This is a genomic window from Falsiroseomonas frigidaquae (genome assembly GCF_012163145.1).
GTDB lineage: Bacteria > Pseudomonadota > Alphaproteobacteria > Acetobacterales > Acetobacteraceae > Falsiroseomonas > Falsiroseomonas frigidaquae.
Map to the genome: position 1 here is coordinate 533,856 of NZ_JAAVTX010000001.1, position 26,475 is coordinate 560,330.

Consider the following 26,475-nt stretch of genomic DNA (forward strand, 5'->3'; position numbering starts at 1 on the left):
CCTGGCGTCACCGGCCGCGATTGGGCGCCCGGCGATCCGTAGGGAATGCCTGACAATGCGACGCCTTCACCTTCTCACCACCGCCGCCTTCGCGCCGCCTGATGGCCGCGGCAGCCCGCGCAGCGGCCCCGACCCCGACAGCCTGCTGAGCGAGGCCCAGACGTGCGAGCTGACCGGCCTCGCGCCGCGCACCCTACAGCGCAAGCGGCTTGATGGCACCGGCCCCCGCTTCGCGAAACTCGGCCGGATCGTGCGGTATCGTCGCGCCGATGTGGCCGCCTGGATTGCGGCGAACACCCACGCCTCCACCAGCGCCGTCACCGTGGCTGCACAGGCTGCCGGGAGTGCCGCGTGATGGATGCCCCGATCTTCCGCGAGGATACAGGCAACGGTGTTCCCTCGCTCCCTGTCCGCAGCTTGGCGGCCGTGCTGGCGACCTTGGCGGGGCTGGTGCGGCGCGACCTTGCCACCGGCCCCAATGGCCACTGTGACGAAATTCTGATCCAGAATCCGCCTGCCGCGATACCCGGCGCACTGGCATCGCTGGCGCTGCTGTCGGACGCGCTCAACACGCAGCTCGACATTGCGGATGATTGCCTGATCAGCGGCAAACGGCCGGCGGCGACGCGGTACCATGATCCGCTGCCGGAAAGCCGGGTGATCGTGCAGCACATCGCGCGCGCCTTCCGGCACCTGTTGGACGAGGCGTGCCAATGGTGCGAGGCGGCCTATGGGGACGCCGATGCACTGGACACGGCAGCGCGGATGGTCGCGCTTGGCACTGCCCTGGCCACGCATTGCGATGGCGTCACCACCGTCCGTGCGGTGGAGCAAGGGGCGACTGCCGCATGACCAGATCACCGGGGCCGGACCACCGCCTAAGCGACGCCGAGGCGGTCGCGGTCTATGCGGGTGCGCCGCGCCCGGTCATCGTCGAAACCGTCGCGGCGGCCCTGGCGCTGGCCCGGGAGGAGGGCGGCGCCGAGGCCGAGGGGCCGGCGGCGCGGCACGCGCTGATCCTCGCCGCCGCCGGGCTGTATTTGCTGCTGTGGGCGCCGCGGCCGGTGCCGCCAGGGGACCAGGCCACATGACGCGGGGCCTGGATGCCCGCACGCTGGCCGGGCTTCTGGCGCAGCGCGTGCCGGAGCTGGTGGCGGAGCTGCTGCCGCATGGGCGGCGGGACGGCCCGGAATGGCGCTGCGGCAGCATCAGCGGCGAACAGGGAGAATCCCTGGGCGTGCGGCTGTCCGGCGGCCGGGCCGGGGTGTGGAGTGACTTCGCCAGCGGCGAGGCCGGTGATGCGCTGGATTTGGTCGCGGCGGTCAACTTCGGTGGGGATCGGCGCGCGGCGATGGGCTGGGCGCGCCGCTGGCTCGGCCTGGGTGATGACGCCACCACCGCGGAGCCGGTGCGGCGCGCGCATGCGCCTGCGGCCTCGGCCGATGGCATGGATGCGGAGGCCGTGGCGAAGCGCCGCAAGGCGCTGGCGCTGTTCGCCGCGGCGCGGGAGCCGATCACCGGCACGCCGGCCGCGCACTACCTTGCGGCGCGCGGCATCCACCTGGCCGAGCTGGGGCGCGTGCCGCGTGCCCTGCGGTTCCATGCCGCGTGCTGGTGCGGCGAGGCGGGCGGCCCGCTGCCGGCGATGCTCGCCGCCATCACCGGCCCGGATGGCGCGCACCTGGCCACCCACCGGACATGGATCGCACAGGATGCAGATGGTGTCTGGCGGAAGGCGAAGTTGAAGGATGCGAAGCGCACGCTCGGCAGCTATGCGGGCGGGACCATCCGCCTGTGGCGCGGCGCCACTGCCACGCCGCTGGCGCAGGCGGCGCCGGGTGCATCGGTGGCGCTGGCCGAGGGGATCGAAACCGCGCTGTCCGTGGCGCTGGCCTGCCCGGAGCTGCGCGTCCTATGCGCCGTGAGCCTCGGCAACCTGGCGCGCGTGGCGCTGCCTGCCAACGTCGCCATCGTGATCCTCGCGGCTGACAATGACGGGGACAATCCCAGCGCGGCGAAGGCGCTGGCGCGCGCCGTCGAACGCTTCACGGCGGAGGGGCGCGAGGTTCGCATTGCCCGGCCACCGGAGGGCATGAAGGACTTCAATGACGTGTTGACCGCACCGGAGCCGGGCGCATGAGCGACGATCCGCGCAAGAACACGGCGCGTCGTGCGATCTTGGGTGCGACGCCGCCACCACCGCCAGGTGGTCCCTGGGAAGGGACGGAGGTTGTCGGCTTCGACATGAAGACCGATGGCCTGTGGCGCCTGCCGCCGGACAAGACGAAGGCCGCCATGTGGGTGTGTGGGCGCTTCGATATCCTGGCCCGCACGCGGGATGCCGATGGCGAGGCGCATGGGCTGCTGCTGCGCTGGTGGGATGATGACCGCGTGCAGCACGAATGGATCATGCCGGCGGCGCTGCTGGTCGGTGAAGCGGCGGAGCTGCGCGCGCGCCTGGCCTCGGGTGGCTTGAAGCTGTCGCCATCGCAGGGCGCGCGCCAGGCGCTGCTGGAATTCCTCACCCACCAGCGCCCGAAAGATCGTGTTCGCACCGTGCCGCGCGTCGGCTGGTTTCACGGCCGCGACGGTGGCGCCGCCTTCGTGCTGCCGGGCCAGGTGTTCGGCGCCGTCAACGGGGAGCGGGTGTTGCTCGACCTGCCGGAGCGGCCTCCCGCGGTCTATCGCCAGGCTGGCACCTTGAAGGACTGGCGGGCGCTGGTGGCGGCGCGCTGCGCTGGCAATTCGCGCGTGGTGCTGGCTGCCTCGCTGGCCTTCGCGGGGGCGCTGCTGACGCCGCTGAATGAGGAAGGCGGTGGGTTGCAGCTTCGCGGCGGATCGCGCCTCGGCAAATCCACCGCGCTCAAGGTCGCGGCCAGCGTGTGGGGGCCGCCGGAGGGGGCGGAGTCCTTCAAGCGGAGCTGGCGCGCGACGGGGAACGGAATCGAGGGGCTGGCGGCGCAGCACAATGACGGGCTGCTGCCGCTGGATGAGCTGGGCGAGATGGACCCGCGCGAGGCCGGTGCCACCGCCTACATGCTGGGCAACGGCACGGGCAAGGCGCGCGCGCATCGCACCGGCACCACCCGGCCGGTCGCAAGCTGGCGGCTGCTGTTCCTGTCCACCGGAGAGGAATCACTGGCGGATATCCTGGCGCGGGCCGGGCACACCATCCGGGCCGGGCAGGAAGTGCGATTCATCGACCTGCCGGCGGATGCCGGGCGGGGCCTGGGGATCTTCGAGACCATCCATGAGGCGGCCGAGCATGGCGCGGCGAGTGCGGGGGAATTCGCGGAGCGGCTGACCGGCGCGGCGATGGCGCAGCACGGCACGGCGGGACCGGCCTTCCTGACCTGGTTGACGAGCCGGCTTGCGAAGGACCCGGCATGGCCTGGCCGCGACCTGGCGGCGCGGGTGCGGGACTTCCTTGAGGATGCGATGCCGGACGGCGCCAGCGGGCAGGTTCGCACCGTCTGCCGTCGCTTCGCGCTGGTGGCGCTGGCTGGCGAACTGGCGACGGAAGCCGACATCACCGGATGGCCCTCCGGCACCGCGACCGAGGCGGCGCGATCCTGTTTCGAGGCATGGTGCGCCTCGCGCGGATCGGTGGAGGCGCGGGAAGATTTGGCCGCGGTGGAACAGGTGCGGGCCTGCCTGGCGCAGCACGGGCAAGCGCGCTTCGAAATGTGGAAGGACCGGGCGCAGCCGGACATGCCGGAGGCCGAGGCGGCGGCGGCGGATGCGCCACCGGAGGCGCGGGCGGTGCCGAATCGCATGGGCTTCCGCCGATGGGAACGCGACGCGGCGGCGGAGGGGGGCGGGCGCTGGGTGTTCTTCTTCCTGCCGGCGGGCTGGCGCGAGGCGACCAAGGGTCTGGACCCGGTGGAGGCGGCGAAGGTGCTGGCGGCGCGCGGCTTCCTGCGGGCAGGCAAGGGCCATCCGAGCCGCACGGTGAAGATTCCCGGCTACCCGGCGGGGGCCAAGGTCTATCAGGTGTGCGGGAGCATCCTCGGCGGGGATGCCGGCGAGGCGCCGGAGTAGGCTGCGGGCGCGCCCTCCCCCGGCTTCGGCCGGTGCGGGGGATGCGGCGCCGCATGGTCCATGCTTTGACCGGTGACCGGCGCGGCGCGGGTCTTCCGCACATAGGGCTTGCCTATCGGGGGCGGGCTGGCCTAGCGTTTTTGGGCGCGCGACGGGCTGAAAAGCTCACGGAAAAACAGGAAAGCGGTCCTAGATTGTCTCACGGATCGGGATTGGGTCTCAAAACCGAAAATCGGCACATTCGGACGTGATATCAAGGGCTTAGACGTTTTCTTTCCATAATGCCTATTATGCGGCAATGGCTCGGTCTCTTTCGCGAGTCTTGTCCAAATAGGCGAGACGCCGCGAAACGAGGGTAAGGGGCCGCCGCGCGGGGCCGAGGCCCAGCCGCTGAACCGTCACCCGCACCGCCTGGCGCAGGGCCGAGGCACGGCCGTAGGCGACCACCATCCGCACAGGCCGAGGCGCGCTATCGGCCAACGCTATCCGCTTCGCCGCAGCCGGGCCAGAGGCTATAGGCGCAGCGCAGCGTGCCGCGACACGGTGATATTCTCCCTGCCGTAGGACCGCCCTCGGGCGGGCTCGCCATGCGGGGTTCGCGGGAGGCCCCGCCGGCACGCTGCACCAGAAGGCCCGGTGACCCTGCCGGCGTGCGAGCATCATCAGCACCACCTGGCGCAGCACCGCCGGCAGGCCGAGGGCCGGGCCGCAGGGCCACCACCAGCACCACCTGGCGCAGCACCGCCGGCAGGCCGAGGGCCGGGCCGCAGGGCCACCACCAGCACCACCTGGCGCAGCGCCGACGGCAGGGTGAGGTCGGCAAAAGGTGACATGGTGACAGCGGCCCAAAGCCCAGGTGACATGGACTTTGGCGAATTTATCCGTTCTGTATCAATGAGATATGACGAAGGTGACACAGTGACACGGTGACACGGCTTTTTGCAGGGGAGCCGGGCGCGCGGTGCTTTGGAGACGGCACGCGGCGGCCCCATTCCGCGCAGGGCGCCCTACGGCCGGGCTTGGCGTGCTGCATGCCGGGGGAGGAAGGGTGCGGACAGGTGCGGTGCCGGAAGCGGGCGGGTGGTGCCGGCGAGGGTGTGGCAGGTGATGCGGCGCGGCATGTTCAGATGCTCGGTGCCGGCGCGGGTGGGTCCCTCCGGAGAGCCCGCTAATACGGTGAGGACGCCCGCGCCTCCCCGGTTGTTGGCCGTGACGCGATTGGCGCAACCGGTGACGGTGTGCAACCGCGCAATCGTGGAAGGTTGTTCTACGTCGCGGGCCAGCCCCGATGGGGAGGGGGGAGTCAAATCCCTGACGCCGAAGGACGTCCAACCACACTGGGTCTCACCCGGAGGTTTTTTTCCGAAGGCCGGAAGATGCAGCGGGGACCTCGGCCGAGCATTTCCGCCGGAAAGATTCCGGCGGGAATGGCAGGGCCGGGCCAGGAATCCGCGGGTCCTCCCCAGCCTTTCCGCCTGCCACGGGTAATTCGGACCCCGGCGGCGGGCTCGGGTTATAAGCAAAAACAAAGGCTTCTGTTGTTGTAGCTGTTGCGGTCGGCGGCGGCTGGCTGGCTTGGGTTGCTGTCTGGCGTAGCTTCGGCCTGGCCGCGATCATCCGCGCCATGAGTCCGCAAAGAGTCCGCGCAGGGTCTGAGCGGGGGTTGGCGGGTCTGGCTTGGCGGCTAAGTCTTTGAAAATATGGTGTCCCCGGCGGGATTCGAACCCACGGCCCCCAGATTAGGAATCTGGTGCTCTATCCGGCTGAGCTACGGAGACACTGGCGCCAGATTACCACAGCCCCCGCCGCCGCCGCGAGGGGGTGGGATGACAGGCGCCGCATAATCCGCATGATCAGCCCGCCGCAGGAAGGAACCGCCCCCATGCCGGAACCGATGCCAGAGAAGCTGTTCGACGCGCTCATCGCCCATGCCGGGCTGGTGCTGACACCGGCGCAGCGGGCCAGCATTCTCAACGCCTCCCGCCACCTCACCGCCGCCACCGAACGCCTGCGCCCGCAGGACCAGGTGGCGCTGGAGCCGGCCACGGTGTTCCGGCCATGACCGAACTCCCGCTGGGCCTGGCCGCCACGGCCCGACTGATCGCGGCCCGGCAGATCTCACCGGTCGAGTTGGCGGAATCCGCCCTGACCCGGGCGGCGGCGCTGAACCCTGTGCTGCACGCCTTCATCCGGCTGACCCCCGAACTCGCGCGGGAACAGGCTCGCGCGGCGGAGGCGCGGCAGATGCAAGGCGCGCTGAAGGGTCCGCTGGACGGCATCCCGATCGGCCACAAGGACATCTACGAGACCGCCGGCATCCCCACGACCGGCCATTCACGCATCCTGGAAAACCACGTCCCGGACCGCGACGCCACGGTGGTGCGCGCCTGGGCGGAGGCCGGGACCGTGACCATCGGCAAGACGGCGACGCATGAATTCGCCTGGGGCGGCCCCAGCTTCGACCTGCCCTGGCCGCCCGCCCGCAACCCCTGGGACCCCAGCCGCTTCACCGGCGGGTCCTCCACCGGCGCGGGCGCGTCGGTCGCCGCCGGCATCGTACTGGGCGCCACCGGCAGCGATACCGGCGGGTCCATCCGCGGCCCGGCGGGGCTATGCGGCCTGGCCGGCATCAAGCCGACCTACGGTCTGTGTTCCCGCACCGGCGTGCTGCCGCTGGCGCATAGCCTGGACACCACCGGGCCGATCGCCTGGACGGTGGAGGATTGCGCCCTGCTGCTGCGGGCCATGGCGGGCCATGATCCCGCCGACCCCTCCTCCGCCGATCGCCCCGCGCCGGACCTGCTGGGTGGGCTGGAAGGCGGGGTGAAGGGCCTGCGGATCGGCATCATCCGCCATTTCCATGAGCAGGACATCACCACCAGCCCGGCCGTCCGTGCCGGCGTGGACCACCTGGCGGATGTGCTGCGCCAGGAAGGCGCCGTGGTCTCGGAGGTGACGCTGCCGCCACTGGCGGATTTCCATGCCGCCGGCTGGCTGATCCTGATGTCGGAGGCGCATGCGGTGCATGAGCCCTGGCTGCGCGCCCGTTTCAACGAATACGGCGAGATCCTGCGCGAAAGGCTGGCGCTGGCCGCGCTGGTGACGGCGGCGGACTATCTGCAGGCGCAGCGGCGGCGGCGGTGGCTGTGCCAGCAGGTGAAGGCGGCGATGGCGGATCTGGACCTGCTGGTGACGGCAGCCCAGGCTACGGAGGCGCCGCCGATCGACCAGGTGCCGAAATTCGCCAGCCTGGAACAGCCCGGCCTGACCATCCCCTTCAACCTGACCGGCCAGCCCGCGCTGACCGTCTGCACCGGCTTCGGCGCGGGCGGCATGCCGGTCGGCGCCCAGATCATCGGCAAGCCGTTCGAGGACGCCATGGTGCTGCGCGCCGGCCACGCCTTCGAACGCGCCACCAACTGGCGCGCCCGGCGCGCCATGTAGCGTCAGGGCAGGACCACATCCCCGGCCACCAGGCCGCTGCGGATCTCGATGCCATCCGGGGTGCTGATGCCGAGCACCACCGGCACCCAGGCCTCCACCCCATCGCGGCGCACCCGCACCGCGCGGCTGCCGCCCTGGTCCTGCACGGCGTAGGGCGGCAGCACCAACGCGGCAGGATTGTCGTAGGTCACGATGGACAGGCTGGCGGACATGCCGACGGCCAGTTGCCGGCGCTGGTCCGGCGACAGCCCCTCCACCGCCACCGAGACGGGGAAGCTCGGCATGCCCTGGCGCGCCGCCGATTCGCCGCCGGCCTGCGCGGCCACGGCGGTGACGCGGCCTTCCAGCACCAGATCCCCGAAGGCGTCGCCCGTCACCGTCACCCGCTGGCCGACGCGCACCTTGTTCACGTCGATCTCATCCACCGTGGCGCGTACCTGGAAGGTTTCGAGCGCGCCGATGGTGAACATGGTCTGGCCGCGCTGTACGCGGGACCCGGCCTCCACCGTCTCCGGCCGTCTGCCGCCCTGGCCCTCCGGCGGCATCAGCACCACGCCGGAGACCGGGGCGAGAACCGTGGCATTGGCGAGGTCCGTCTCCAGCTCCCGCACCTTCGCCTCGGCATTGGCGAGCTCCAGCTCGGCAATCCGCAGCGTCTCGGCATCGCCGCGCGCCAGCGTCGCCTCCAGGTCGTTCTCCGCCGCCTGCACCTGCAATTGCTGGTTCCGCTGCTGCTGTACCAGGGCGCGGTGTTCATCGGCCGCGATGATGCCGCGCGACAGCAGCATGCGGGTCTGCGCCACGCGGGCATTGAGGTCGGTGGCCTCCAGCCTGGCCTGCGCCAGGGCGCGGCGGGCGCGCGCCACCTCGAAGCCCGTGGTCCAGCCGCGCAGTTCCGCGACGCGCTGGCGGGCACGGATCTGCGCGCTGCGGGCGTCGCGCAGCCGCACCTCCACCTCGGACAGGTTCAGCCGCAGCAGCGGCTGGCCGCGTTCCACCTGGCCGCCATACTGGAACAGCCTTTCCTGCACGAGGCCGTCGAAGGGCCCAACCACGCTGACCAGCGACCCGGCATCCAGCATGCCGACCACCGAAATACGCGCCGAGACCGGCTGCGGCACCAGCGTGATGCCGGGCGCGCCGGAGGGGGACGGGGCAGCTTCATGCCAGCTTGGCGCCGGCAGCCAGGCATAGGCGCCGGTCGCCAACAGCAGCAGCGCCACGCCGGCCGCGGCGCCCATGCGTGCCAGCCGCACGCGCCGCGCCACCTGCTGCATGCGGATGGCGCCGTTTTCCAGTTGCAGATAGGCGGTCTGCAGCTTGCGATGCTGGTCCGCCAGGTCGCGTGACAGCGCCGCCTCGGCTTCCGCCAGGCGCTCCGTCTCCGTCACATCGGTCAGCGTCGCGGTCAGGCCGAGCCGGCCGCGCGCGGCGCCGACCCGCAGGCGGTAGGCGCGGCTGACCACGGAAAGCCGCCGCGCGCCGAAGGTCACGGTGCGGCGCGGCGGCGCCTCGGCGCCGTCAACCGGGCCACCCACCGGCGCCAGGATCACATCCAGCAATTCATCCGCCGTACCATCGCCCGGCAGCAGCGCCAGCAGCGTCGCACCCGGCGCCGCCGCCGCATCCAGGCCGAGCATGGTGGCGGCCGCCTGGTTCATCGCCAGCACGGCGCCGTCGCTGGCCAGCGTCACCACGCCATCGGCCAACCCATCCAGCGCCGCGTTGAAATCCAGGTCCAGCCGGTCATGCCGGGCGCGGATCTCCGCCTCGGCCGCATCCAGCGCGGCCAGCCGGCGGTGCAGCGCCAGATCCGCCACCAGCCGCGCGGCCAGCAGGGCCAGGCCCTCGCGCTGCGCCGGGGTCAGCGCGCGCGGCACGGTATCCGCTACGCAGAGCGCGCCGAGCGCATCGCCCGCCGCCGAGACCAGCGGCACGCCGGCGTGAAAGCGCGCGCCGGCCACGTCCGGCAGGGCCAGCAGGCCGCCCGCCCGGACCGCTGCCCCGGCTATGGCCTCTCCGGTGATCGCGTGCTCGGAGAAGGCGTGGTCGAGCGCCCCCGCCAGCAGCGCCGGGTCGATGCCATGTGCGGCCTTCAGCACAGGCAGCCCGGCCTCCAGCAGCACGACATGGCCGATCGGGCATCCGGCGAGGCTCGCGGCCAGCCGCGCCGCATCGTGGAGCGCGGCCGGACGCGCGGCGTCCGGCGAAGGCCCGGCACCATCCATCAGCGGTCGTTCAGGCTGATGCGCCAGGTGTCCAGCGTGGTGCCCAGCACCTGGTCCATCGCCGTCAGCGCATTGAGATAGGCGATCACCGCGGCAAGCTCGGCGCTTTCCGCCTGTTGCAGGGCGGATTGGAAGGACACCACCTGGAAGTTGCTGGACCGCCCGGCCTGCAGCTTCACCAGCTCCGCCGCCAATTGCTGCGCCGTCAGTTCCCGCGCGCGCGCCGCGAGCTGCGCCTGGCGGCGCTGCGCCTCGATGTTCCGCACCGCATCCTCGGCCTGCTTGCGCAGCTGGGCGCGGGCTTCCTCGACCAGCACCTCGTTCTGCCGCAGGGCGACGGTGGCATTGACCTCCTGCTGCTCGCGCGACAGGCCGCCGATCGGGATGTTCACGCGCAGGCCGATGTTGAAGTCGGACCGCACGGTGGACAGCGCGCCGATCGTCTCCAGCACCTGCGACCGCAGCGCCTGCTGCCCGGCACCGGCCACCAGCGACACGTCCCACAGCCGCTGGTTGCGCGCGATGTCCAGGTTGATGCGGCTGATCTCGATGCTCAGCAGGCGGGACAGGTAGGCGGGCTGCGTCGCGAAGGCGGTGGCCAGCGCGCGGTCCATATCCACCCGCACCGCCGGCGCGGCTGGCCGTTCCGCCGCCCAGATCGGGGAGGACGGATCGATGCCCATCAGCACCAGCAACGAAAGCCGTGTCGATTCCCGCGCGTTGCGGGCGCCGATGAGTTGCAGTTCCTGCTGCGCGATGGCGGCCTCGGACTGGATCAACTCCACCTGCGCCAGCCGCCCGGCGGCGATCAGCGCGCGGTTCACGCCCACCAGGTCGCGCGCGCGGCGCAGGCTGTCCTCCGCGATGCGGGTCTGTTCCTGCGCCTGCAGCAGGGCGCGATAGGCGACGATGATCTGCGTGATCTGGTCGATCACCTGCGCCTTCAGCCGCAGCTGCGCGCCCTGTTCGGAAATGCGCGCAATGCGGCGCGGCGCCATGGCGTAGTCGATGCCGCCACCGGCCAGCAGCGGCTGTTCCACCTGGAAGCCGATCTGCGACGGCCCCTGCGGCGACTGGCCGCGCGTGTTGGTCTGGTTGTTGAGCCAGGACATGGTGAAGACGGCACCCGTGGGGGTATCCACCGTGACCACCGGCCCCACCGCGTAGCGGGAGACGTTGACACCGGCGGTGCGCGACCGCCCGACCTCCGCCGCCAGGCTGAGGCGGGGAGAGAAGCTGTCCTCCGCCACGCGCAGCGCGAAACGGTCGGCGATGCGTTGCAGGTAGTCACCGCGGATGCCGCGGTTGTTCCGCAGGCCCAGCGCCACCGCCTCCGGCAAGGTCAGCGGCACGGCGCCGGCCGGCGGGCGTGGTTGCGCCCCTGCCGGCCCGATCAGCAGGACCAGCATTGCGCCGATCCGCGCCAAGACATGCCATGCCACCCGGCCGCCCCCTTCCTCTCCGTGCAACGCCGCTTCCCTCCAAGTATCTCATCCTGCAGGGCGGGGAAGCAATGCGGCGCGGCAAGGGCCTGCCTATCCCGGGCATTGCCGCAAAGGATTGGCAGGCGCATCCATGTCGGGCGGACCCTGCGGCGGGACCGCGCCGGGGGGCGAGGAAGGATGGCATTCGGATTGCGGCCTCGGGCGATGCTCGGCCTGCTGCTGGCCCTGGCCGGCTGCGGTACCCCGGCGGTGCTGCGCGCCCCGCCGGATGCCGCCAGCATGGCAACCCCTGCCACCCTGCCGGTCCCCGCCATCGCCGAGCCGACCGGCGAACCGCCGATCAGGCTGCCCCAGGCTACTCCACCCGAGGCTACTCCACCCGAGCCTACTCCGCCCGAGCCTACTCCGCCCGAGCCTACTCCGCCCGAGCCTACTCCGCCCGCAGGGCCTCGATCGGATCCAGGCGCGATGCCATGACGGCGGGGTAGAAGCCGAAGAAGATCCCGACCGCCACCGAAACCCCGGCCCCCAGCGGCGCCGCGGTGGCGGACAGCACGAATTCCCACCCCGACAACCAGGCGAAGCCCCAGGCCCCGGCAATGCCGAGAAAGATGCCGAGCACCCCGCCGGTGACCGACAGCAGCACCGCCTCGGCCAGGAACAGCGTGCGGATGTCACCCGGCTCCGCGCCGATCGCCAGCCGCACGCCGATCTCCCGCCGCCGCTCGGCGATGGACACCAGCATGATGTTCATCACGCCGACGCCGCCCAGCACCAGCGCGATGGCGCCCACCGCGCCGAGCAGCAGGGTGAACAACTGCATCTGGCTCTGCATGCCGGCGATGAGCTGCCGCGCCGATTGCACCGAAAGCCGCTGGTCGCGCAGCTTCGGGCCGAGATGGCGCTGCAACTGCGCCGTCACCGCCTCCGCATCCGCATCCGGACGCATCCGCAGGATGGCCATGGACAGGGACGGATTGGCCATGATGCGGCGGACATTGGGGATCGAGACGAACAGCGTGTTGTCGATATCCACCGGCATCATCGGGCTCGGCAGCATCGGCTCCACCACCCCGATCACGGTGAAGACGTAGCGCCCAATCCGCAGGCCGGATCCGACGCGGACCGGCGCGTAGGGCGTGGAGAGTTGCTGCGCCAGCCCGGCGCCGACCACCGCATACAGCTCGTAGCGGTCATAGTCGGAGATGAAGCGCCCGCCCTGCATCCGCATCCGCGTCACCTGCGCGAAGGCGGCCGTGACGCCGAGCTGGGAGGAAACCGCCACCTGCCCCTCATGCTGCGCGCTGCCGCCGCCGATGACGAAGGGCGCCACCTCCGCCACCGCCGGCAGTTCCATCGGCAGTGCCTCCAGATCCGCGAGCTGGAAGTTGCCGAGGCCGGTATTGCCATCGGCCCGCAGCGTCAGGATGTCCGTGCCGAGCTGGCGGAACTGGCGGATGGTCTCATTGCGCGCGATGGCGCCGACGTTGAGCATGGCGATCACCGCCGCCGCGCCGATGACGATGCCGAGCAAGGCCAGCGCCGATCGCTGGCGGGATGCCAGCAGGTTCGCCGCCGCCTCCGCCACCACCCGCTTCAGCATCCGCGTGGCGCTTCGGTCAGCACGCCGTCCGCCAGCACCACCTGGCGCTCGCATTGCGCGGCGACGCCGGGGTCGTGGGTGATGATCAGGATCAGCACGCCGTATTCGCGCTTCAGCGCCAGGAACAGCTCCATGATCTCCTGGCTCACCTTGGGGTCCAGCGCGCCGGTCGGCTCATCGGCCAGGATCACGCGGGGCTCGCCTACCAGGGCACGGGCGATGGCGACGCGCTGCTTCTGGCCGCCGGACAGCATCGCCGGCATATGCTCCGTGCGTTCGGCCAGTCCGACGCGTTCGAGCATGGCGATGGCCCGCCGCCGCGCCTCGGCTTCCGGCGTGCCCCGATACATCAGCGGCAGCGCCACGTTGCGCCACGCATTCAGCCGCGGCAGCAGGAAGAAGGATTGGAAGACGAAGCCGATCAGCCGGTTGCGCAGCCGCGACAGCTCCCGCGCCTCCGCCTTCAGCACGTCCTGGCCATCGATCCGGTATTGCCCGCTGGTCGGCTTGTCGAGCAGGCCGATGATGTTCATCAGCGTGGTCTTGCCCGACCCCGAGCCGCCCATGATGGAGACCAGCTGCCCGGCCGCGACGGTCAGCGACAGATGCCGCAGGATATGCACCTCGCCCGGGCCGACGCGGAAGGATCGGCCGATATCGACCAGCTCAAGCATGGGGCCGCTTTAGACTTTCCGGGCGCGCACGGATACGCCGCCGGCGCACTCGGCCGGCGGCGTGCCCCGCATCCATCAGCGGCAGTTGGTGGCGGCGACGGAGGCGCGGGCGGCGGTGGCCGGGCCGTCATACACCACGGTCACATTGCCCATGTTGATATTGCCGTTGGTGCCATTGCCGAAGCGGATGGTCTGGTTGCCATGCGCCGGCAGGGTGATGCCGGTGAGCTGCGGGCTGAACAGCGTCACGGTGCTGCCGAAGCCGGCGAAGTTCAGCTGCAGGGTCACCGGCGCGCTGGTGCCGTTGCGGACCTGCACCATGTACTCGTAGCGGTTGCCGCCCAGGCCGTTCTGGTACACCGAATCGACGAAGACGCGGTTGCGGCAGACGTTACCCTGCGCCTCCGCCTGCGGGATGGCGGCGGGCATCAGGGGCAGGGCCAGGCCCAGCGCCAGGGCGGTCAGCGTCATGCGGGACATCTTGGGCTTCCTTCGGGTGGGAGGAGCGCTGTCCGCCCCTCAACGAAGGTGAAGCTAGGCGTAATTCGGTTACGCCTCCAGATCGTCTCCTCTATGCCCGCGATAGGCGATGCCGTGGCTCCGCCGCTTCAGCGCGGCACTGCGGCGGCGGCCGGCCAATCCCAGGTCGGGAACCGCAGCACCGGGATGCGGGCGATCGCCAAGGTGCGGTCCTCCACCGTGACCGGCACCTCGATCTCGGTGCCGCCGCCGGGGGCGGGGCGGGACATCAGCGGCAGCATGATGCGCGCGGTGCCGGCGGCGCGGCGGCCGACCACGCCGGCATCGGTCAGCGCCTGCAGGGCTTCCGCGGCGCCGGTCACCCGCAAGGTGCCGGCGCCCATCGGCTGCAGCGCCTCGTCCAGCGCCAGGGTCGCGGCCGCGGCGACCTCCGCCGGGCCCCAGCGCAGCGCCACCTGGCGTAGTTCCAGCGACCCGCCGGCATCGCGCCAGGCTTCCGCCCGCACCGCCGGCGCCGAGCGGCCCAAAGGCATGGGCCCGCTCAGCGACAGCTCGGCCAGCACTGCCTCGATCCGGCGGCCGAAGCCGCGGGCGGCGTCCGCCGCGACGGGCAGGTCGATCTCCTCGGCCGAAAGGTCCAGCGTGATCGCCGGCTCGGCCTCCGTCGCCGTGGAGGAACTGGCGGCGGCGAGCCGGGCGCTGCCCACTTCCATCGGCCCGGCTGGCGTGGACAGGCGCAGCCGTTCCGCCAGGAACACAGCCTCCCGCGGCGGGGTGTCGGCCTCCAGCGGCAGCAGGGCCACCAGCTCATCCGCCGCGAAGCGCCATTCGCCGCCGGCCAGGCGCAGGCGCTGGGCGCCGGGCATCTCCACGCGCAGCCGGTTCAGCCGCGGCAGGGTCACGCGCAGCACCACCCGCTCCGCCTCCAGCACCAGGCCGCCGGGCACGGTGGCGCCGCCGCCTTCCAACCGCACCGCGCCCAGGGTGAGGGTGGCGGAGAACGGCCAGCCGCCGCGCACCGGCGGCGCATGGTCCACGCGCCAGCCCTGCGCCTGCCGGATCTGCACCCAGGTGGCCAGGCCGGCCTCGAGCTGGTTGGCCATCATCCGCCACAGCACCGCATGGCCGGCGCCGAGGGCGAGCAGCAGCAGCAGGGCACCGAGCGCCAGGCGCGGGCCGAGGGGGCGCCGCCGGGGCGCGCCTGGGTGGCGCCGAGGCGCGACGGGAGGGCGCGGGGGCGCGGGGGCCGGGGTCTTCATTTCCATCCTGGGCGACTGTATAGCCGATGCTGGTCCATCCGTGCAGGCATCCTCCCCCATTCCCCCCCTCCCCGAGCCGTCGCCGCCACCGCTGCACGACGGCGCATTGTGGGTGTTCGGCTATGGCTCGCTGATCTGGCGGCCCGGCTTCGAGCATGCCGGCTGCCATCCCGCGCTGCTGAGCGGCTATCACCGCCGCTTCTGCCTGTGGTCGCACCACTATCGTGGCACGCCGGAGGCGCCGGGCCTGGTGCTGGGGCTGGACCGCGGCGGCGCCTGCCGGGGCGTGGTGTTCCGCGTGCCCGCGGCGGCGGCGGCGGAGGTGCTGCGCTACCTGGACGACCGGGAACTGCCGGATGGTGCGGAGGTGGTCTATCACCGCCGCGTGCTGCGGGTGCGCCGGCTGGATGCGCCGGGCAGCCCGGCGGTGCCGGCCGTCACCTACGTCGCCAATCGCGGCTGCCGCCTGTACGTGCGCGGCCTGGCCGATGCGGCGGTGGCGCAGGCGATCGCGCAGGGCGTCGGCCAGATGGGCCCGAACCGCGACTACCTGCTGAACACGCTGCACCATCTGGCCGCGTTGGGGATGCGGGACCGGGGCCTGGCGCGCGTGGCGGCGCTGCTCCCGAGCGCCCCCGAACTTGTTCCGGTCCTATAATATACCCGGTGCGACAGATCACTTCGCGGCGGCTACGCCAGAATTAATCCACCGCCCCCGGTGCCCCCTAACCCCTTGCCGCGCTTCGCAAAGCTACATCTTCCACCCGGCGGAACCAGCGGCTGGAGACGATGGCATAGATCAGCATTATCAATGGGTTGGGGAAATGCTCCCGCGACCGGATTGACGTCTGATCAAGGGTTTGGACTGTTTTGGAAACAATTCGCCTCAACGCCGGCCACAGCCGGAAGCCCAGCGCCGGCCTGTCAACCCACAGATTTATCCACAGGCTCCGGTGGATGACCGAATTGCGGCTCGGACATCAATCGGTCGGTTGTGCTTTCGATCTGTTCTTGTAATGAGGACAGCAGCCGGGCCCGGTTCAGGCCGGCCGGCAGGGCCGGCAGGATGACGATGCGGATCAGGCCGGGCCGCTTCAGGAAATGCCGCCGGCCCCAGACCCGCCCGCTATCCGTCGCCACCGGGACAACCGGCGCCCCGGTACCGGAGGCGATCGCCACCACCCCGGGCTGATACGCGACGCGCTGGCCGACCGGCGTGCGCGTGCCCTCGGGGAAGATCACCACCTGCCGCCCCTCGGCCACCGCCGCGGTGGCGGCGCGCAGCATGCTGCGCAGAGCGGGTCCGCCGCCTTCCCGGTCCACCGGAATCATGCCGGCCTTGCGGGCGTGCCAGCCATAGATCGGGATCGAGAGCAGTTCCTTCTTCATCACATAGGCCGGCCGGTCCAGCAGGCTCAGCCAGATGATGGTGTCGAAGGCCGATTGGTGCTTGGCGGCGATCACCACGCCGCCCGGCGGCAGGTTCTCCCACCCCCGCACCTCCACCCGCACCCCCACGGTGTAGCGCAGCGCCAGGATCACGAGCCGCGCCCAGAGCCGCGTCACCTGCACGGCGGCGCCCCGCGTCATCAGCAGGGTCGGGATCGCGATGAAGCCGACCACGGCGGTGATGCCGAAGAACAGAATGTTGAATACCAGGGACCGCAGCCAGATCATCGTTTCGCCTGCTCCTTCGCCGGCAGGAAACGGGTGAGCCCGGCGGCTGCGGCCACATACTTCAGATACTCGCCGGACAGCAGGGTCCATCGGCGCAACCCCGGCAGACCGCGGCCACGGCCAGCGGGGCGACTGGCAGGCTGGGCGGCAGGGTCGGCATCCTCGCGCAGCACCGCGGGCACCACCGGATGCGGCACCACGGTCAGCCCCGGCGCCGCCCGCCGCAGTTCCAGCAGGGCGCGCGGCATGTGGTAGCCCGCCGTCACCAGGCGGATGGAGCTGATGCCGCGGCCCCGCACATAGGCCGCCACCTCCACCGCATTGCCCAGCGTCGTCGCCGCCGCCCGGCCGAGGGTGACCCGCCCTGCCAGCGCCGCCGGGTCGCGCCCATGCGCGCGCGCCAGCTCCGCCAGCGTCAGCCCGGCATTGGCGCCGGAGACCAGCAGCCGCGGCGCAACGCCCTGTTCCAGCAGCAGAAGCGCCGTCTCCACCCGATCGCCGCCGCCGGTGAGCACGACGACCGCCTCGGTCGGCCGCACCGGGTCCTCCACCGGGGATGTCGTGCCCCCCAGGAACACCACGAAGCCCCAGCCGAGCAGCAACGCGCCGGCCAGGGCGATCCCGCCGCTCAGAATCAGCAGGCGCTTCACGGCAATTGGTGCAGCCAGCGCCGCACGGTGGCCTGCGCGGTGGCCCAGCCGACCAGGTAGGCCACCGGCGGCAGCGCCAGCAGCCCGGCCCAGGGCAAGCCTGCCAGGCCATCCAGCCTTCCCTCCGCGCCCACCCAGGGGCCGGCGAGGTCCACCAGCAGCGCCAGCGCGGGCACCGCGACGCAGGCGCCGACCAGTGCCCCGGTGGCTGCCAGCAGGCCGAGCCGCCGGGCGAAGCGGCCGGCGATGTCGCCATCCCGCGCACCCAGCCCGTGCAGCACCTCGATCGCGTTGCGCCGTGCCGCGAGGCCGGCGCGCGTCGCCACCGCCACCACCGCGGCCGCCACCACCGCCACCAGCACCAGCACGCCGAGCGCAATGGCCTGCAGGCTGCGCGCCAGCGCCGCCAGCCGCTGCACCCACAGCCCATGCGCCTCCACCATCGCGCCCGGCACCACATTTGCCAGCCGGTCGCCGATCAGCACCGGGTCGGTGCGCGAATCGCGCAGCCGCAGCTCGATCACGCCGGGAACGCTGATCGCCGGGCTGTCGCCGAGCCAGGGGCGCAGCAGCCCGGCCAGCCGCTCCGGCTCCATCGCCTGGGCGAAGGCCACTTCCGGCATCCCGCGCAGCGCCGCCACCGCACGCTCCAGCCGCACCGCATCGGCATCCGGGATCTGCACCGTCACCGCCGCGGCGGCACCGCGCTGCCAGCGCTCGGCCAGCGTCGCCGCCCCCTGCGCCCCGGCCAGGGCGAGCGCCGCCAGCAGTGCCATGGCGGCAACCAGGCCGGGCAGCAGCAGGCCCGACATCGCGCGGCGCAGCCCCAGCGGGTCCCGCGAATAGCGACGCCGCCTAGCCACGTGGCAACGGCCCCCGATGCGGTCCGCGGCGCGGGTCCGGCGGGCGGACGATGTAGGGCGGCGGGCGGTTCGCGTGGCGCGGCGGTTCCGGGAAATCTCCCGGGTCGGCAACCGGATCCGGCGGCGGCAATGCCCGCTCCGGCCCAATGCGCTCCGGCCCGGTGCGCTCCGGCCCGATGTGCCGCGATTCGGTGCGCTCCGGCTGGGCTTCCCCGGGGTAGGCCTGCTCCGGCGGCGGATAATGATCTGGCGGTGGGGCTTCTGGCCAGGCGCCGGGATGGCCGTTCGGATCGTCGCCATCGGCCGCATGCACGCCACGCGCGCCATCCACGTCATGCAGCCGGCCATCGTGCAGCAGCAGCGAAGGCGCGGGGAAGCGGGAGACCAGGTCCTCGTCATGGGTCGCCACCACCACCGTGGTGCCCAGGCGATTCATCTCCCGCAGCAGGGCCAGCAGGCGGCGCGCCTGGTGGTTGTCCAGGTTGCCGGTCGGCTCATCCGCCACCAGCAGGGCCGGGCGGTGCACCACGGCTCGGGCGATGGCGATGCGTTGCTGCTCGCCGCCCGAAAGCTCCGGCGGCAGCGCATCCGCCCGCGCCGCCAGGCCCACCCAGCGCAGCATCTCCGCCACATCGGCGCGCAGCGAGGCTTCCGGCCGCCCGGCCAGGCGCAGCGGCAGCGCCACATTGTCGAAGGCGGAGAGGTAGGGCAGCAGGCGGAAATCCTGGAACACCACGCCGATTCGCCGGCGCACCGGCGCCAGGGCGGCGCGGCGGGCGCCGGCGGTGCGCAGGCCCAGCACCTCCACCTCCCCGCGCGTCGGGCGCAGCGCCAGGTGCATCAGGCGCAGCACCGAGGATTTGCCCGCCCCGGAGGGGCCAAGCAGCCAGGTGAAAGACCCTTGGGGCAGGGCGAAGGTCACGTCGACCAGCGCCTCCGGTCCCCATGATCCGGTATGCGGGCCGCCGCCTGGGTAGCGGAGGCCGACCGCCTCGAAGCGAACCATCGGCCCTGTCTGCCACGCAGCGGGCGCGGCGCCAAATGATCCCGTCATGGCAATGCGTCATGCACGCGCCTTGGTGGCTGGACGCCGGGCTCGCGGCGCCGCAAAACTGTGCCTGCATGCGAATTTCCTGCCCGAGTTGCAGCGCCGAATACGATGTCCCGGACCAGGCTCTGGCCGCCGGGCCGCGTACGCTGCGCTGCGCCCGCTGCGGCCACAGCTTCCGGGCCGCGCTGCCGGAGCCGCCGGCAACCGAGTCGGAGCCGCCGCCGCGAAGCATTCCGCCCGCCGCGCCCCCGGCGCCCGGGAAGGTGATGGGCGCGCCGACCGCCTCCCCCACCGAATCGGCGCGCACTCCGCCGCCGCCGCCGGGCGCCGCGGCGCAGGACCGCCTGGCCGATGCCCCGTCCAGCCCGCCGGACCGCTTCGCCCTGGCCGGCTGGCTGGTGACGCTGCTGGTGCTCGCACTGGCCGCCTATGCCGGCTACGCCTTCCGGGCGGAAATCATGACCGCCTGGCCGCCCTCGCAGCGGCTCTACGCGCTGCTCGGGCTGGCCTGAACTCCGGCAGCTTTCAGTCCACCACCGCCTGGTAGGACAGCACCCGCAGTTCCCGCCGCAGCGGCCAGGTGGAGGAAGGCATGAGCTGCGTCAGCAGGATCACCGCCATATCCTCCGCCGGGTCCACCCAGAAGGCGGTGCTGGCGGCGCCACCCCAGGCGCATTCGCCCGGCGTGCCGAGGATCTGCGCCCGCGCCGGATCCAGCGTGACGGAGAAGCCGAGGCCGAAGCCGATGCCCTCCGCCGTGCTTTCCGACCATCGCGGCTGGCCCATCGCCGCCATGTCGCCGCGCAGGTGGTTGCTCATCATCAGCTCCACCGTCTTGCGGCCGAGGTAGCGCGTGCCGTCCAGCTCGCCCTTGTTCAGCAGCATGCGGCAGAAGCGGAGGTAATCCGCCGCGGTGGAGACCAGCCCGCCGCCGCCCGAATGCACTTTTCGGGGTGAAAGGTAGCGGCTCGTCGCCGGGTCATCGATCAGCTTGAGCGCGCGGTCGGCGCCAAGTGCGTAATTCGCCGCGAACCGCGCGCCCTGCCCCTCCGGCACATGGAAATCGGTATCCACCATGCCGAGCGGATCGATCAGCCGCTCCTTCAGAAACTTTCCGAACTGCTGGCCGGAAATCACCTCGACCAGGTAGCCCAGCACGTCAGTTGAGACAGAGTAGTTCCATGCGGTGCCCGGCTCCGCGATCAGCGGCAGCTTTGCCAGCGCCTCCACCACCTCGGCCAGCGAGGTCTCGGCGCTGCCGAAATCGATGCCCTGGTCGCGATACATGGCGTCGACCGCCGTGGCCTGCATGAAGCCATAGGTCAGGCCCGAGGTATGCGTCAGCAGATCCCGGAAGGTGATGCCGCGCATCGCCGGCACCGTCTCCACCTTGCCGCGCGCGCCGCCGGTGCAGACCCGCTGATCGGCGAAATAGGGCAGGAAGCGGCTGATCGGGTCGTCGAGCTGGAAGCGCCCCTCCTCATACAGCATCATGATGGCGGTGCTGGTGAGCGGCTTGGTCATCGAATAGATGCGGTGGATCGTCTCCGGCGTCATCGCCACGCCGCGCGCCAGATCCGCCAGGCCGCTGCTGGCGCAATGCGCCACCTGGCCGCGGCGCATCACCAGCGTGGTCGCACCCGCAACCTTGCCATCCGCCACCAGCCCATCCCGCCACGCATCGATGCGCGCGAGCCTCGCCGCGGACAGGCCGACATCCTCCGGCCGTGCGATGCTGATGCTGTCCATGCTGCCCTGCTCCGATGCCTCGGCCGCCAGGATAACCCGATCTTTCCCGCCCTGCCGAGCCGGCTTGCGGCGCCGCGCGCGCGCCACCTATGCTCGATGTTGAGGAAACCCCGGGAAGCAGGGATCATTCATGCCCACGGTGCGCCAGGCGACGCTGGACCTGCTGCGGTCGCTCGGCATCACCACCATCTTCGGCAATCCGGGCTCCACCGAGATGCCCTTCCTCGACCGCTTCCCGGGTGATTTCCGCTACATCCTCGGCCTGCAGGAAGCCTGCGTCGTGGGCATCGCGGATGGCTATGCCCGCGCCAGCGGCCAAGTGGCCTTCGTCAACCTGCATTCGGCGGCGGGTGTCGGCCATGCGTTGGGCAACATCTTCACCGCGCAGCGCAACCAGGCGCCGCTGGTCATCACCGCCGGCCAGCAGGTGCGCTCGCTGCTGCCGAACCAGCCCTTCCTGGGCGCGACGGAAGCCGCGAACTTCCCGAAGCCCTACGTCAAATTCAGCATCGAGCCGGCGCGGGCGGAGGATGTGCCCGCCGCCATCGGCCAGGCCTTCCGGATCGCGCAGCGCCGCCCCTGCGGGCCGTGCTTCGTCTCGATCCCCGCCGATGACTGGGGCCGGCCCTGCGAGGCGCCGGTCCCGCGCATCCTCTCCGCCGATGTGGCGCCCGACCCGGCGCTGATCGGACAGGCCGCGCAGGCCCTGGCCGCGTCCCGCAGGCCGGTGCTGGTGGCGGGGCCGGAGGTGGACCAGGAAGGCATGGGCCCCGCCTTCGTGGCCCTGGCCGAGGCGATCGGCGCGCCGGTGCTGACCAGCCCCTTCGCCAGCCGCATCGCCTTCCCCGAGGATCACCCGCTGTTCGCCGGCTTCCTCGCTGCCGCGCCGCAGGCCGTCTCCGACGCGCTGGCGCCCTTCGACTGCGTGCTGGTGGTGGGCGCGCCGGTCTTCACCTTCCATGTGGCGGGAGAGGCCGCGATCTTCCGCCGCGGCGTGCCGATTTTTCATCTCACGGCCGATGGCGACACGGCGGCCAGCGCGCCGGCCGGCACCAGCATTTTGGGGAGCCTGCGCTTCGCCATCCCGGCGCTGCACGCCGCGCTGCCGGAGATGCGGCGCACGCCGCCTCCGCCGCGCATCGCCGCACCGCCACCGCTGCCCGCCGATCCCATTCCCGCCGCGTGGCTGCTGCACCGCCTGCACCTGGCAATTCCCGAAAATGCGATCCTGGTGGAGGAGGCTCCCTCCCACCGCCCAGCCATGCAGGCGCAGATGCCGCGCACGCGCTGGGGCAGCTTCTTCACCATGGCGAGCGGGGGCCTCGGCTACAGCCTGCCCGCAGCCATCGGAGTGGCGCTGGCGAAGCCGGACCAGCGCGTGGTCTGCCTGATCGGCGACGGGTCGATGATGTACTCGCCCCAGGCGCTGTGGACCGCCGTGCAGCACGGGCTGCGGGTGACCACGGTGGTCATCAACAATGGCGGCTACGGCGCCATGCGCTCCATCGGCCAGGCGATGCAGGTGCGCGATATCCCCGGCATCGACCTGCCCGGCCTCGATTTCGTACGGATCGCGGAGGGCATGGGCTGCCCCGCCATCCGCGTGACCCACCCCGACGCGCTGGACGCCGCGCTGCGCGAGGCCTGCCGGGCGGAGGGACCAATGCTGGTGGAGGTCGTCGTCGATGCGGCGATCCCCACCCTCTACCACAAGGCCTGAACAACAGGTCGATGATCACGGGGAGAGATCACGCCCATGCCCATCACCCGCCGCGACACCCTCGCCAGCGCCGCCGCGCTGCTTGCCGCGCCCGCCTTCGGGCAAGGCTGGCCCAACCGACCCGTCCGCATCGTGGTGCCCTTCCCGCCCGGCGGGCTGGTGGACACGCTGGCCCGCGCCCTGTCGCCGCGCCTGACGGAACGCTTCGGCCAGCCCTTCGTGGTGGAGAACCGCGCCGGCGCCGGCGGCAATATCGGCGCAGATGTGGTGGCGAAATCGGCGCCGGATGGCCACACGCTGCTGGCCAGCTCGCTCGGGCCCGTCGCGGTGAACCAGTACATCTACCGGACCATGCCCTTCGACACGCAGACCGCCTTCGCCCCCATCGTGCTGCTGATCAGCACGCCCAAGGTGCTCTGCGTCGGGCCGGAGCGGCCGTGGCGGGATGTGCAGGCGCTGGTCGCCGCGGCCAAGGCGGCACCCGGGCGGCTCACCGCCGGTTCCGCCGGGCCGGGCACCAGCCTGCATCTGGCGCTGGAGCTGTTCAAGCAAACCACGGGAACCGACATCCAGCACGTGCCCTATCGCGGCGCGGCGGCGGCGATCACGGATCTCGTCGGCGGGCAGATCGACTTCGTGATCGACAACCTACCCAATATCCTGGGCCAGATCACCGGCGGAAGGGTGCGCCCGCTGGCCGCCGCTACCGCGACGCGGCTGGCGCAACTGCCGGATGTGCCGACCATGGCGGAGCAGGGTATCGACTTCACCTTCGGCACCGCCTTCGGCCTGGTCGCCCCGGCCGGGACGGACGATGCCATCGTGCAACGCCTGGCCGCGACGGTCAGCGAGGCGCTGCGCGACCCCGCCATCGGCGGTCGGCTGGCGCAGCAGGGCGCCATCCTGGGCGGCGGCAGCCCCGCCGACTTCGCCGCGCTGATCGCGCGGGAGAAGGCGGTGCTGGCCCCGGTCATCCGCGCGGCGAATATCCGCGCGGAGTAAGGCGCATCACTCGGCGGTGATGTTGTTGGCGCGGATCACGGCGCCCCACTTCTCCAGCTCGCTGCGCATGAAGGCGCCGAACTCGGCGCGGCTATTGCCGCCCGGGATGGCGCCCTGGCCATCGAGCTGGCGGCGGATATCCGGGTCGTTCAGCGCGCCGGCCACGGCGCTGTGCAGCGCGGCCAGGATCGGCTCCGGCGTGCGGGCCGGCGCGACGAAGCCGTGCCAGTTGCTGGCATCGACCGAGGGCAGGCCCACTTCGCGCATCGTCGGCACATCCGGGATCCAGGACAGGCGCTCCGCCGTGCCCACCGCCAGCGCCCGCATCGTGCCGCCACGGATATGGCCGAGCAGCACTGGCAGGTCGGCAAAGCCGAGCTGCACCTCATTGGTCAGGATGGCGGTGGAGAGCGCACCGCCGGAGCGGTAGGAGATGTGGACGATATCCAGCCCCGCCGCGGCGCGCAGCTGCTCCGCCGCCAGATGCGGCATGCTGCCCGATCCGGTGGAGCCGAAATTCAGCGCGCCCGGCCGCGCCTTGGCGGCGGCGATCAGTTCCTGGATGGTCTGGAAGCCGGCGGCGACCGGCACCACCAGCGGCTCCGGCACCAGCACGCCCAGCGTCAGCGGCGCCAGGTCGGTCAGCGGGTTGTAGGGCGTGCCGCGATCGAGGCCCGGCGAGATCGCCAAACCGCCGGCGCTGCCCATGCCGAAGACATAGCCATCCGGATCGGCGCGCGCGATCACGTTCACGCCGGTCACGCCGCCGGCGCCGGCGCGGTTGTCCACCACCACCGGCTGGCCGAGCGTGGCCGAGATCTTCGGCACCAGGATGCGCGCCACGATGTCGCTCGGGCCGCCGGCGCCGAAGGGCACCACCAGGCGGATCGGCCGGTCCGGCCAGGCCGGCTGTGCCCCGGCGGACTGCGTCAGGGCGGGCAGCACGGTGAGCGCGCCGAGCAGCGCGCCGAGGGCGAGACGTCGGATCATGAATTTCCTCCTTCGTTGATGGGCAGGCGGTAGAAGCGGGTGGCGCTGCGCCAGAACAGGTCGGCCTTCTCCGTCGCGCTCGCGCCCTGCGCCAGGCGCTTAAAGGCGTTCCAGCAGGCGACGTAGCCGTAGCCACCCTTGTCCACGGGGAAGTTGCTCTCGAACATGCAGCGGCTGGTGCCGAAGATCTCGATGCAGGCTTCCATCCAGGGCCGCCAGGTCTCAGCCAGCAGGGCGGAGGACGGAGCGGTGGCGCCCTTCTCCAGCCCGAAGCCCGGCAGCCGCATGCCGAGGCCGCCGAGCTTGACCATCACATTCGGGCAGCTGGCCAATTCGCGCATGTGGCGCTGCCACTCGGCGAAGACCTCGTCCCGCTTCCCGGCGAAGCGGCCGATCCCCAGGATGCCGCCGCAATGGTCGAGCACGATCGGCGTGCCCGGAAAGGCGCGCGCCAGCGAAATCAGGCGCGGGAGTTGATGAAAATACAGCCAGGCATCGTAGCTGAGGCCGAGCGGGGCCAGATGCGCGAAGCCGGCGCGGAAGCCGGGGCTGTCCAGCATGTCTTCCGCCGGCTGGTAGGCCGGGTTCAGCAGCTCCGGCTCGAAATCCCAGGTCGCGATGTGGCGGATGCCGCGGAAACGGTCGCCGCCGGCGCGGCAATGCGCCTCCAGCACCGGGCGCACCTCATCGCCCAGCCGCAGATCGGCGAAGCCGACGATGCCGGCGCAGACGCGCACATCGCCATAGCCGCCGCTGGCGCACATGGCGGCGACGCCATTGGCGAATTCCGTCTCCCCCACCGGCTGCATCGCCGCCGGGCCGCCCGCGCGGTGCATGGCGCGGGCCTGCACGAAGACGGTGGCGCGCACATCATGGCCGCCGCGGATATCGGCCAGCATCTCATCCAGCAGGTAGCGCCAGCCCGGCCGGTCCCAGAGATGGTGGTGCGGATCGACGATCATCTGGCCGGGGTCGAGGATTTCCTCGGACGTCGTGGCGAGCCAATCCTCGCGCACCGGCAAATAATGCGTGCTCATGATGCCGGCTCCAATTCCTCGGCATGTGCTTCGGGCAGGCCGATCTCGAAGGCGTTGAGCGTCAGCGCGACCATCGAATAGTAGCCGAGCAGCGCCACCAGCTCGACCATGCCGCGCTGGCCGAGCACCGCGGTGCCTTGGTCATGCAGCGACTGCGGCAGCCGCGCGGTGCCGATCAGCGTGCGTGCCACCTCATACACCGCGCGTTCCCGGTCATCGGCCAGCGCGGGCTCGCGCCGCGCCGCGATGGCGGCAACCACCGCCGGGTCCATGCCGGCCTTCAGCCCTTCGCGCTTATGCACCGTCCATTCGTAATGGGAGGTCCAGTGCCGCGCGCAGACCAGGATGGCGAGCTCGCTCAGCTTCGGCTCCAGCGTGGTCTGGTAGCGCAGCAACTCGCCCAGCTTCTGCGCGCGGCGCGCCAGTTCCGGGTTGCGGATCCAGGCGATCATCGGCGCCGGCACCCGGCCGCGGATGCCGGCGGTGGCCTCCGCGCAGGCTTCCGCCTGTTCCGGGGTGCGGTCGGCTTCCGCGGGTAGCTTCAGTCGGGCCATGCGATCTC

24 protein-coding genes, 1 tRNA gene and 1 pseudogene are annotated in these 26,475 nt (G+C 71.7%); 11 read left to right on the forward strand and 15 right to left on the reverse strand.

Annotated elements, in window-relative coordinates:
• The first annotated feature begins 55 nt into the window (after positions 1 to 55).
• Genes HB662_RS02585 through HB662_RS29585 form a run of 5 tightly spaced genes read left to right on the forward strand, consistent with a single transcriptional unit; the run spans position 56 to position 4,041 of the window.
• Complete coding sequence (locus HB662_RS02585) at positions 56 to 355, forward strand: helix-turn-helix transcriptional regulator (protein WP_209443067.1); 300 nt, start codon at positions 56 to 58, stop codon at positions 353 to 355.
• Complete coding sequence (locus HB662_RS02590; RefSeq protein WP_168046816.1) at positions 355 to 852, forward strand: hypothetical protein; 498 nt, start codon at positions 355 to 357, stop codon at positions 850 to 852. Before HB662_RS02585 ends, HB662_RS02590 begins: the two co-directional genes overlap by 1 nt.
• Complete coding sequence (locus HB662_RS02595) at positions 849 to 1,091, forward strand: hypothetical protein (protein ID WP_168046818.1); 243 nt, start codon at positions 849 to 851, stop codon at positions 1,089 to 1,091. Before HB662_RS02590 ends, HB662_RS02595 begins: the two co-directional genes overlap by 4 nt.
• The gene (locus HB662_RS02600) at positions 1,088 to 2,140 is read left to right on the forward strand and encodes a DUF7146 domain-containing protein (RefSeq protein WP_168046820.1); all 1,053 of its coding nucleotides are present in this window, start codon (positions 1,088 to 1,090) and stop codon (positions 2,138 to 2,140) included. Before HB662_RS02595 ends, HB662_RS02600 begins: the two co-directional genes overlap by 4 nt.
• Entirely contained in the window at positions 2,137 to 4,041 is a 1,905-nt protein-coding gene (locus HB662_RS29585) for a DUF927 domain-containing protein (RefSeq protein WP_168046822.1), read from the forward strand. Before HB662_RS02600 ends, HB662_RS29585 begins: the two co-directional genes overlap by 4 nt.
• A gap of 1,701 nt (positions 4,042 to 5,742) precedes the next feature.
• On the opposite strand, the gene HB662_RS02610 is transcribed toward HB662_RS29585, so the two are convergent.
• Positions 5,743 to 5,819, reverse strand: a tRNA-Arg gene (locus HB662_RS02610).
• Between the two features lie 104 nt (positions 5,820 to 5,923).
• On the opposite strand from HB662_RS02610, the gene HB662_RS02615 reads away from it, so the two are divergent.
• Complete coding sequence (locus HB662_RS02615) at positions 5,924 to 6,103, forward strand: hypothetical protein (RefSeq protein ID WP_168046824.1); 180 nt, start codon at positions 5,924 to 5,926, stop codon at positions 6,101 to 6,103.
• A complete protein-coding gene (locus HB662_RS02620) occupies positions 6,100 to 7,485 on the forward strand; it encodes an amidase (RefSeq protein ID WP_168046826.1) in 1,386 nt (461 codons plus the stop codon). Before HB662_RS02615 ends, HB662_RS02620 begins: the two co-directional genes overlap by 4 nt.
• 2 nt (positions 7,486 to 7,487) lie before the next feature.
• On the opposite strand, the gene HB662_RS02625 is transcribed toward HB662_RS02620, so the two are convergent.
• The 6 genes from HB662_RS02625 to HB662_RS02650 form a co-directional block, all read right to left on the reverse strand.
• Positions 7,488 to 9,713: an HlyD family efflux transporter periplasmic adaptor subunit gene (locus HB662_RS02625; RefSeq protein ID WP_168046828.1), complete on the reverse strand. Its 2,226-nt coding sequence runs from the start codon at positions 9,711 to 9,713 to the stop codon at positions 7,488 to 7,490.
• Entirely contained in the window at positions 9,713 to 11,122 is a 1,410-nt protein-coding gene (locus tag HB662_RS02630; protein ID WP_168046830.1) for a TolC family protein, read from the reverse strand. The genes HB662_RS02625 and HB662_RS02630 overlap by 1 nt, the downstream gene beginning before the upstream one ends.
• A gap of 466 nt (positions 11,123 to 11,588) precedes the next feature.
• Positions 11,589 to 12,761: an ABC transporter permease gene (locus tag HB662_RS02635; protein WP_168046832.1), complete on the reverse strand. Its 1,173-nt coding sequence runs from the start codon at positions 12,759 to 12,761 to the stop codon at positions 11,589 to 11,591.
• Positions 12,755 to 13,435: an ABC transporter ATP-binding protein gene (locus HB662_RS02640; RefSeq protein ID WP_168046834.1), complete on the reverse strand. Its 681-nt coding sequence runs from the start codon at positions 13,433 to 13,435 to the stop codon at positions 12,755 to 12,757. Before HB662_RS02640 ends, HB662_RS02635 begins: the two co-directional genes overlap by 7 nt.
• Positions 13,436 to 13,510: 75 nt before the next feature.
• Positions 13,511 to 13,915, reverse strand: coding sequence for a hypothetical protein (locus HB662_RS02645; protein ID WP_168046836.1), 405 nt, complete (start codon positions 13,913 to 13,915; stop codon positions 13,511 to 13,513).
• A 128-nt stretch (positions 13,916 to 14,043) separates the two neighbouring features.
• A complete protein-coding gene (locus HB662_RS02650; RefSeq protein ID WP_168046838.1) occupies positions 14,044 to 15,174 on the reverse strand; it encodes a DUF2125 domain-containing protein in 1,131 nt (376 codons plus the stop codon).
• 40 nt (positions 15,175 to 15,214) lie between these two features.
• Here HB662_RS02650 and HB662_RS02655 point away from each other — a divergent pair, with 40 nt between their 5' ends.
• Positions 15,215 to 15,832, forward strand: coding sequence for a gamma-glutamylcyclotransferase (locus tag HB662_RS02655; protein WP_342449428.1), 618 nt, complete (start codon positions 15,215 to 15,217; stop codon positions 15,830 to 15,832).
• A gap of 266 nt (positions 15,833 to 16,098) precedes the next feature.
• On the opposite strand, the gene HB662_RS02660 is transcribed toward HB662_RS02655, so the two are convergent.
• The 4 genes and pseudogenes from HB662_RS02660 to HB662_RS02675 form a co-directional block, all read right to left on the reverse strand.
• Positions 16,099 to 16,851, reverse strand: coding sequence for a lysophospholipid acyltransferase family protein (locus tag HB662_RS02660; protein WP_168046840.1), 753 nt, complete (start codon positions 16,849 to 16,851; stop codon positions 16,099 to 16,101).
• Complete coding sequence (locus HB662_RS02665) at positions 16,848 to 17,501, reverse strand: ElyC/SanA/YdcF family protein (protein WP_168046842.1); 654 nt, start codon at positions 17,499 to 17,501, stop codon at positions 16,848 to 16,850. Before HB662_RS02665 ends, HB662_RS02660 begins: the two co-directional genes overlap by 4 nt.
• A complete protein-coding gene (locus HB662_RS02670; protein WP_168046844.1) occupies positions 17,498 to 18,364 on the reverse strand; it encodes an FtsX-like permease family protein in 867 nt (288 codons plus the stop codon). Before HB662_RS02670 ends, HB662_RS02665 begins: the two co-directional genes overlap by 4 nt.
• A gap of 337 nt (positions 18,365 to 18,701) precedes the next feature.
• Positions 18,702 to 19,370, reverse strand: a pseudogene (locus HB662_RS02675) (cell division ATP-binding protein FtsE); the annotation flags it as partial.
• A 116-nt stretch (positions 19,371 to 19,486) separates the two neighbouring features.
• Between HB662_RS02675 and HB662_RS02680 the strand changes: the two are divergent.
• Positions 19,487 to 19,927, forward strand: coding sequence for a zinc-ribbon domain-containing protein (locus tag HB662_RS02680; protein ID WP_168046848.1), 441 nt, complete (start codon positions 19,487 to 19,489; stop codon positions 19,925 to 19,927).
• A 13-nt stretch (positions 19,928 to 19,940) separates the two neighbouring features.
• On the opposite strand, the gene HB662_RS02685 is transcribed toward HB662_RS02680, so the two are convergent.
• Positions 19,941 to 21,164 carry a serine hydrolase domain-containing protein gene (locus tag HB662_RS02685; protein WP_168046850.1) on the reverse strand — a complete coding sequence of 408 codons (1,224 nt, stop codon included), beginning with the start codon at positions 21,162 to 21,164 and terminating at the stop codon, positions 19,941 to 19,943.
• Positions 21,165 to 21,294: 130 nt separating this feature from the next.
• Between HB662_RS02685 and mdlC the strand changes: the two genes are divergently transcribed.
• Positions 21,295 to 22,884, forward strand: coding sequence for a benzoylformate decarboxylase (mdlC, locus tag HB662_RS02690; protein WP_168046852.1), 1,590 nt, complete (start codon positions 21,295 to 21,297; stop codon positions 22,882 to 22,884).
• Positions 22,885 to 22,920: 36 nt separating this feature from the next.
• Positions 22,921 to 23,886, forward strand: a complete 966-nt coding sequence (locus HB662_RS02695) for a Bug family tripartite tricarboxylate transporter substrate binding protein (RefSeq protein WP_168046854.1) — start codon at positions 22,921 to 22,923, stop codon at positions 23,884 to 23,886.
• Between the two features lie 6 nt (positions 23,887 to 23,892).
• Here the strand turns inward: HB662_RS02695 and HB662_RS02700 are convergent, their stop codons facing one another.
• From HB662_RS02700 to HB662_RS02710, 3 genes are read right to left on the reverse strand one after another with little or no spacing between them, the layout of a single operon-like run.
• Entirely contained in the window at positions 23,893 to 24,876 is a 984-nt protein-coding gene (locus HB662_RS02700; protein ID WP_168046856.1) for a Bug family tripartite tricarboxylate transporter substrate binding protein, read from the reverse strand.
• Positions 24,873 to 25,913 (reverse strand): amidohydrolase family protein, encoded by a 1,041-nt coding sequence (locus HB662_RS02705; RefSeq protein WP_168046858.1) that lies wholly within the window; start codon positions 25,911 to 25,913, stop codon positions 24,873 to 24,875. The genes HB662_RS02700 and HB662_RS02705 overlap by 4 nt, the downstream gene beginning before the upstream one ends.
• The gene (locus HB662_RS02710; RefSeq protein ID WP_168046860.1) at positions 25,910 to 26,467 is read right to left on the reverse strand and encodes a carboxymuconolactone decarboxylase family protein; all 558 of its coding nucleotides are present in this window, start codon (positions 26,465 to 26,467) and stop codon (positions 25,910 to 25,912) included. Before HB662_RS02710 ends, HB662_RS02705 begins: the two co-directional genes overlap by 4 nt.
• Between the last annotated feature and the right edge of the window lie 8 nt (positions 26,468 to 26,475).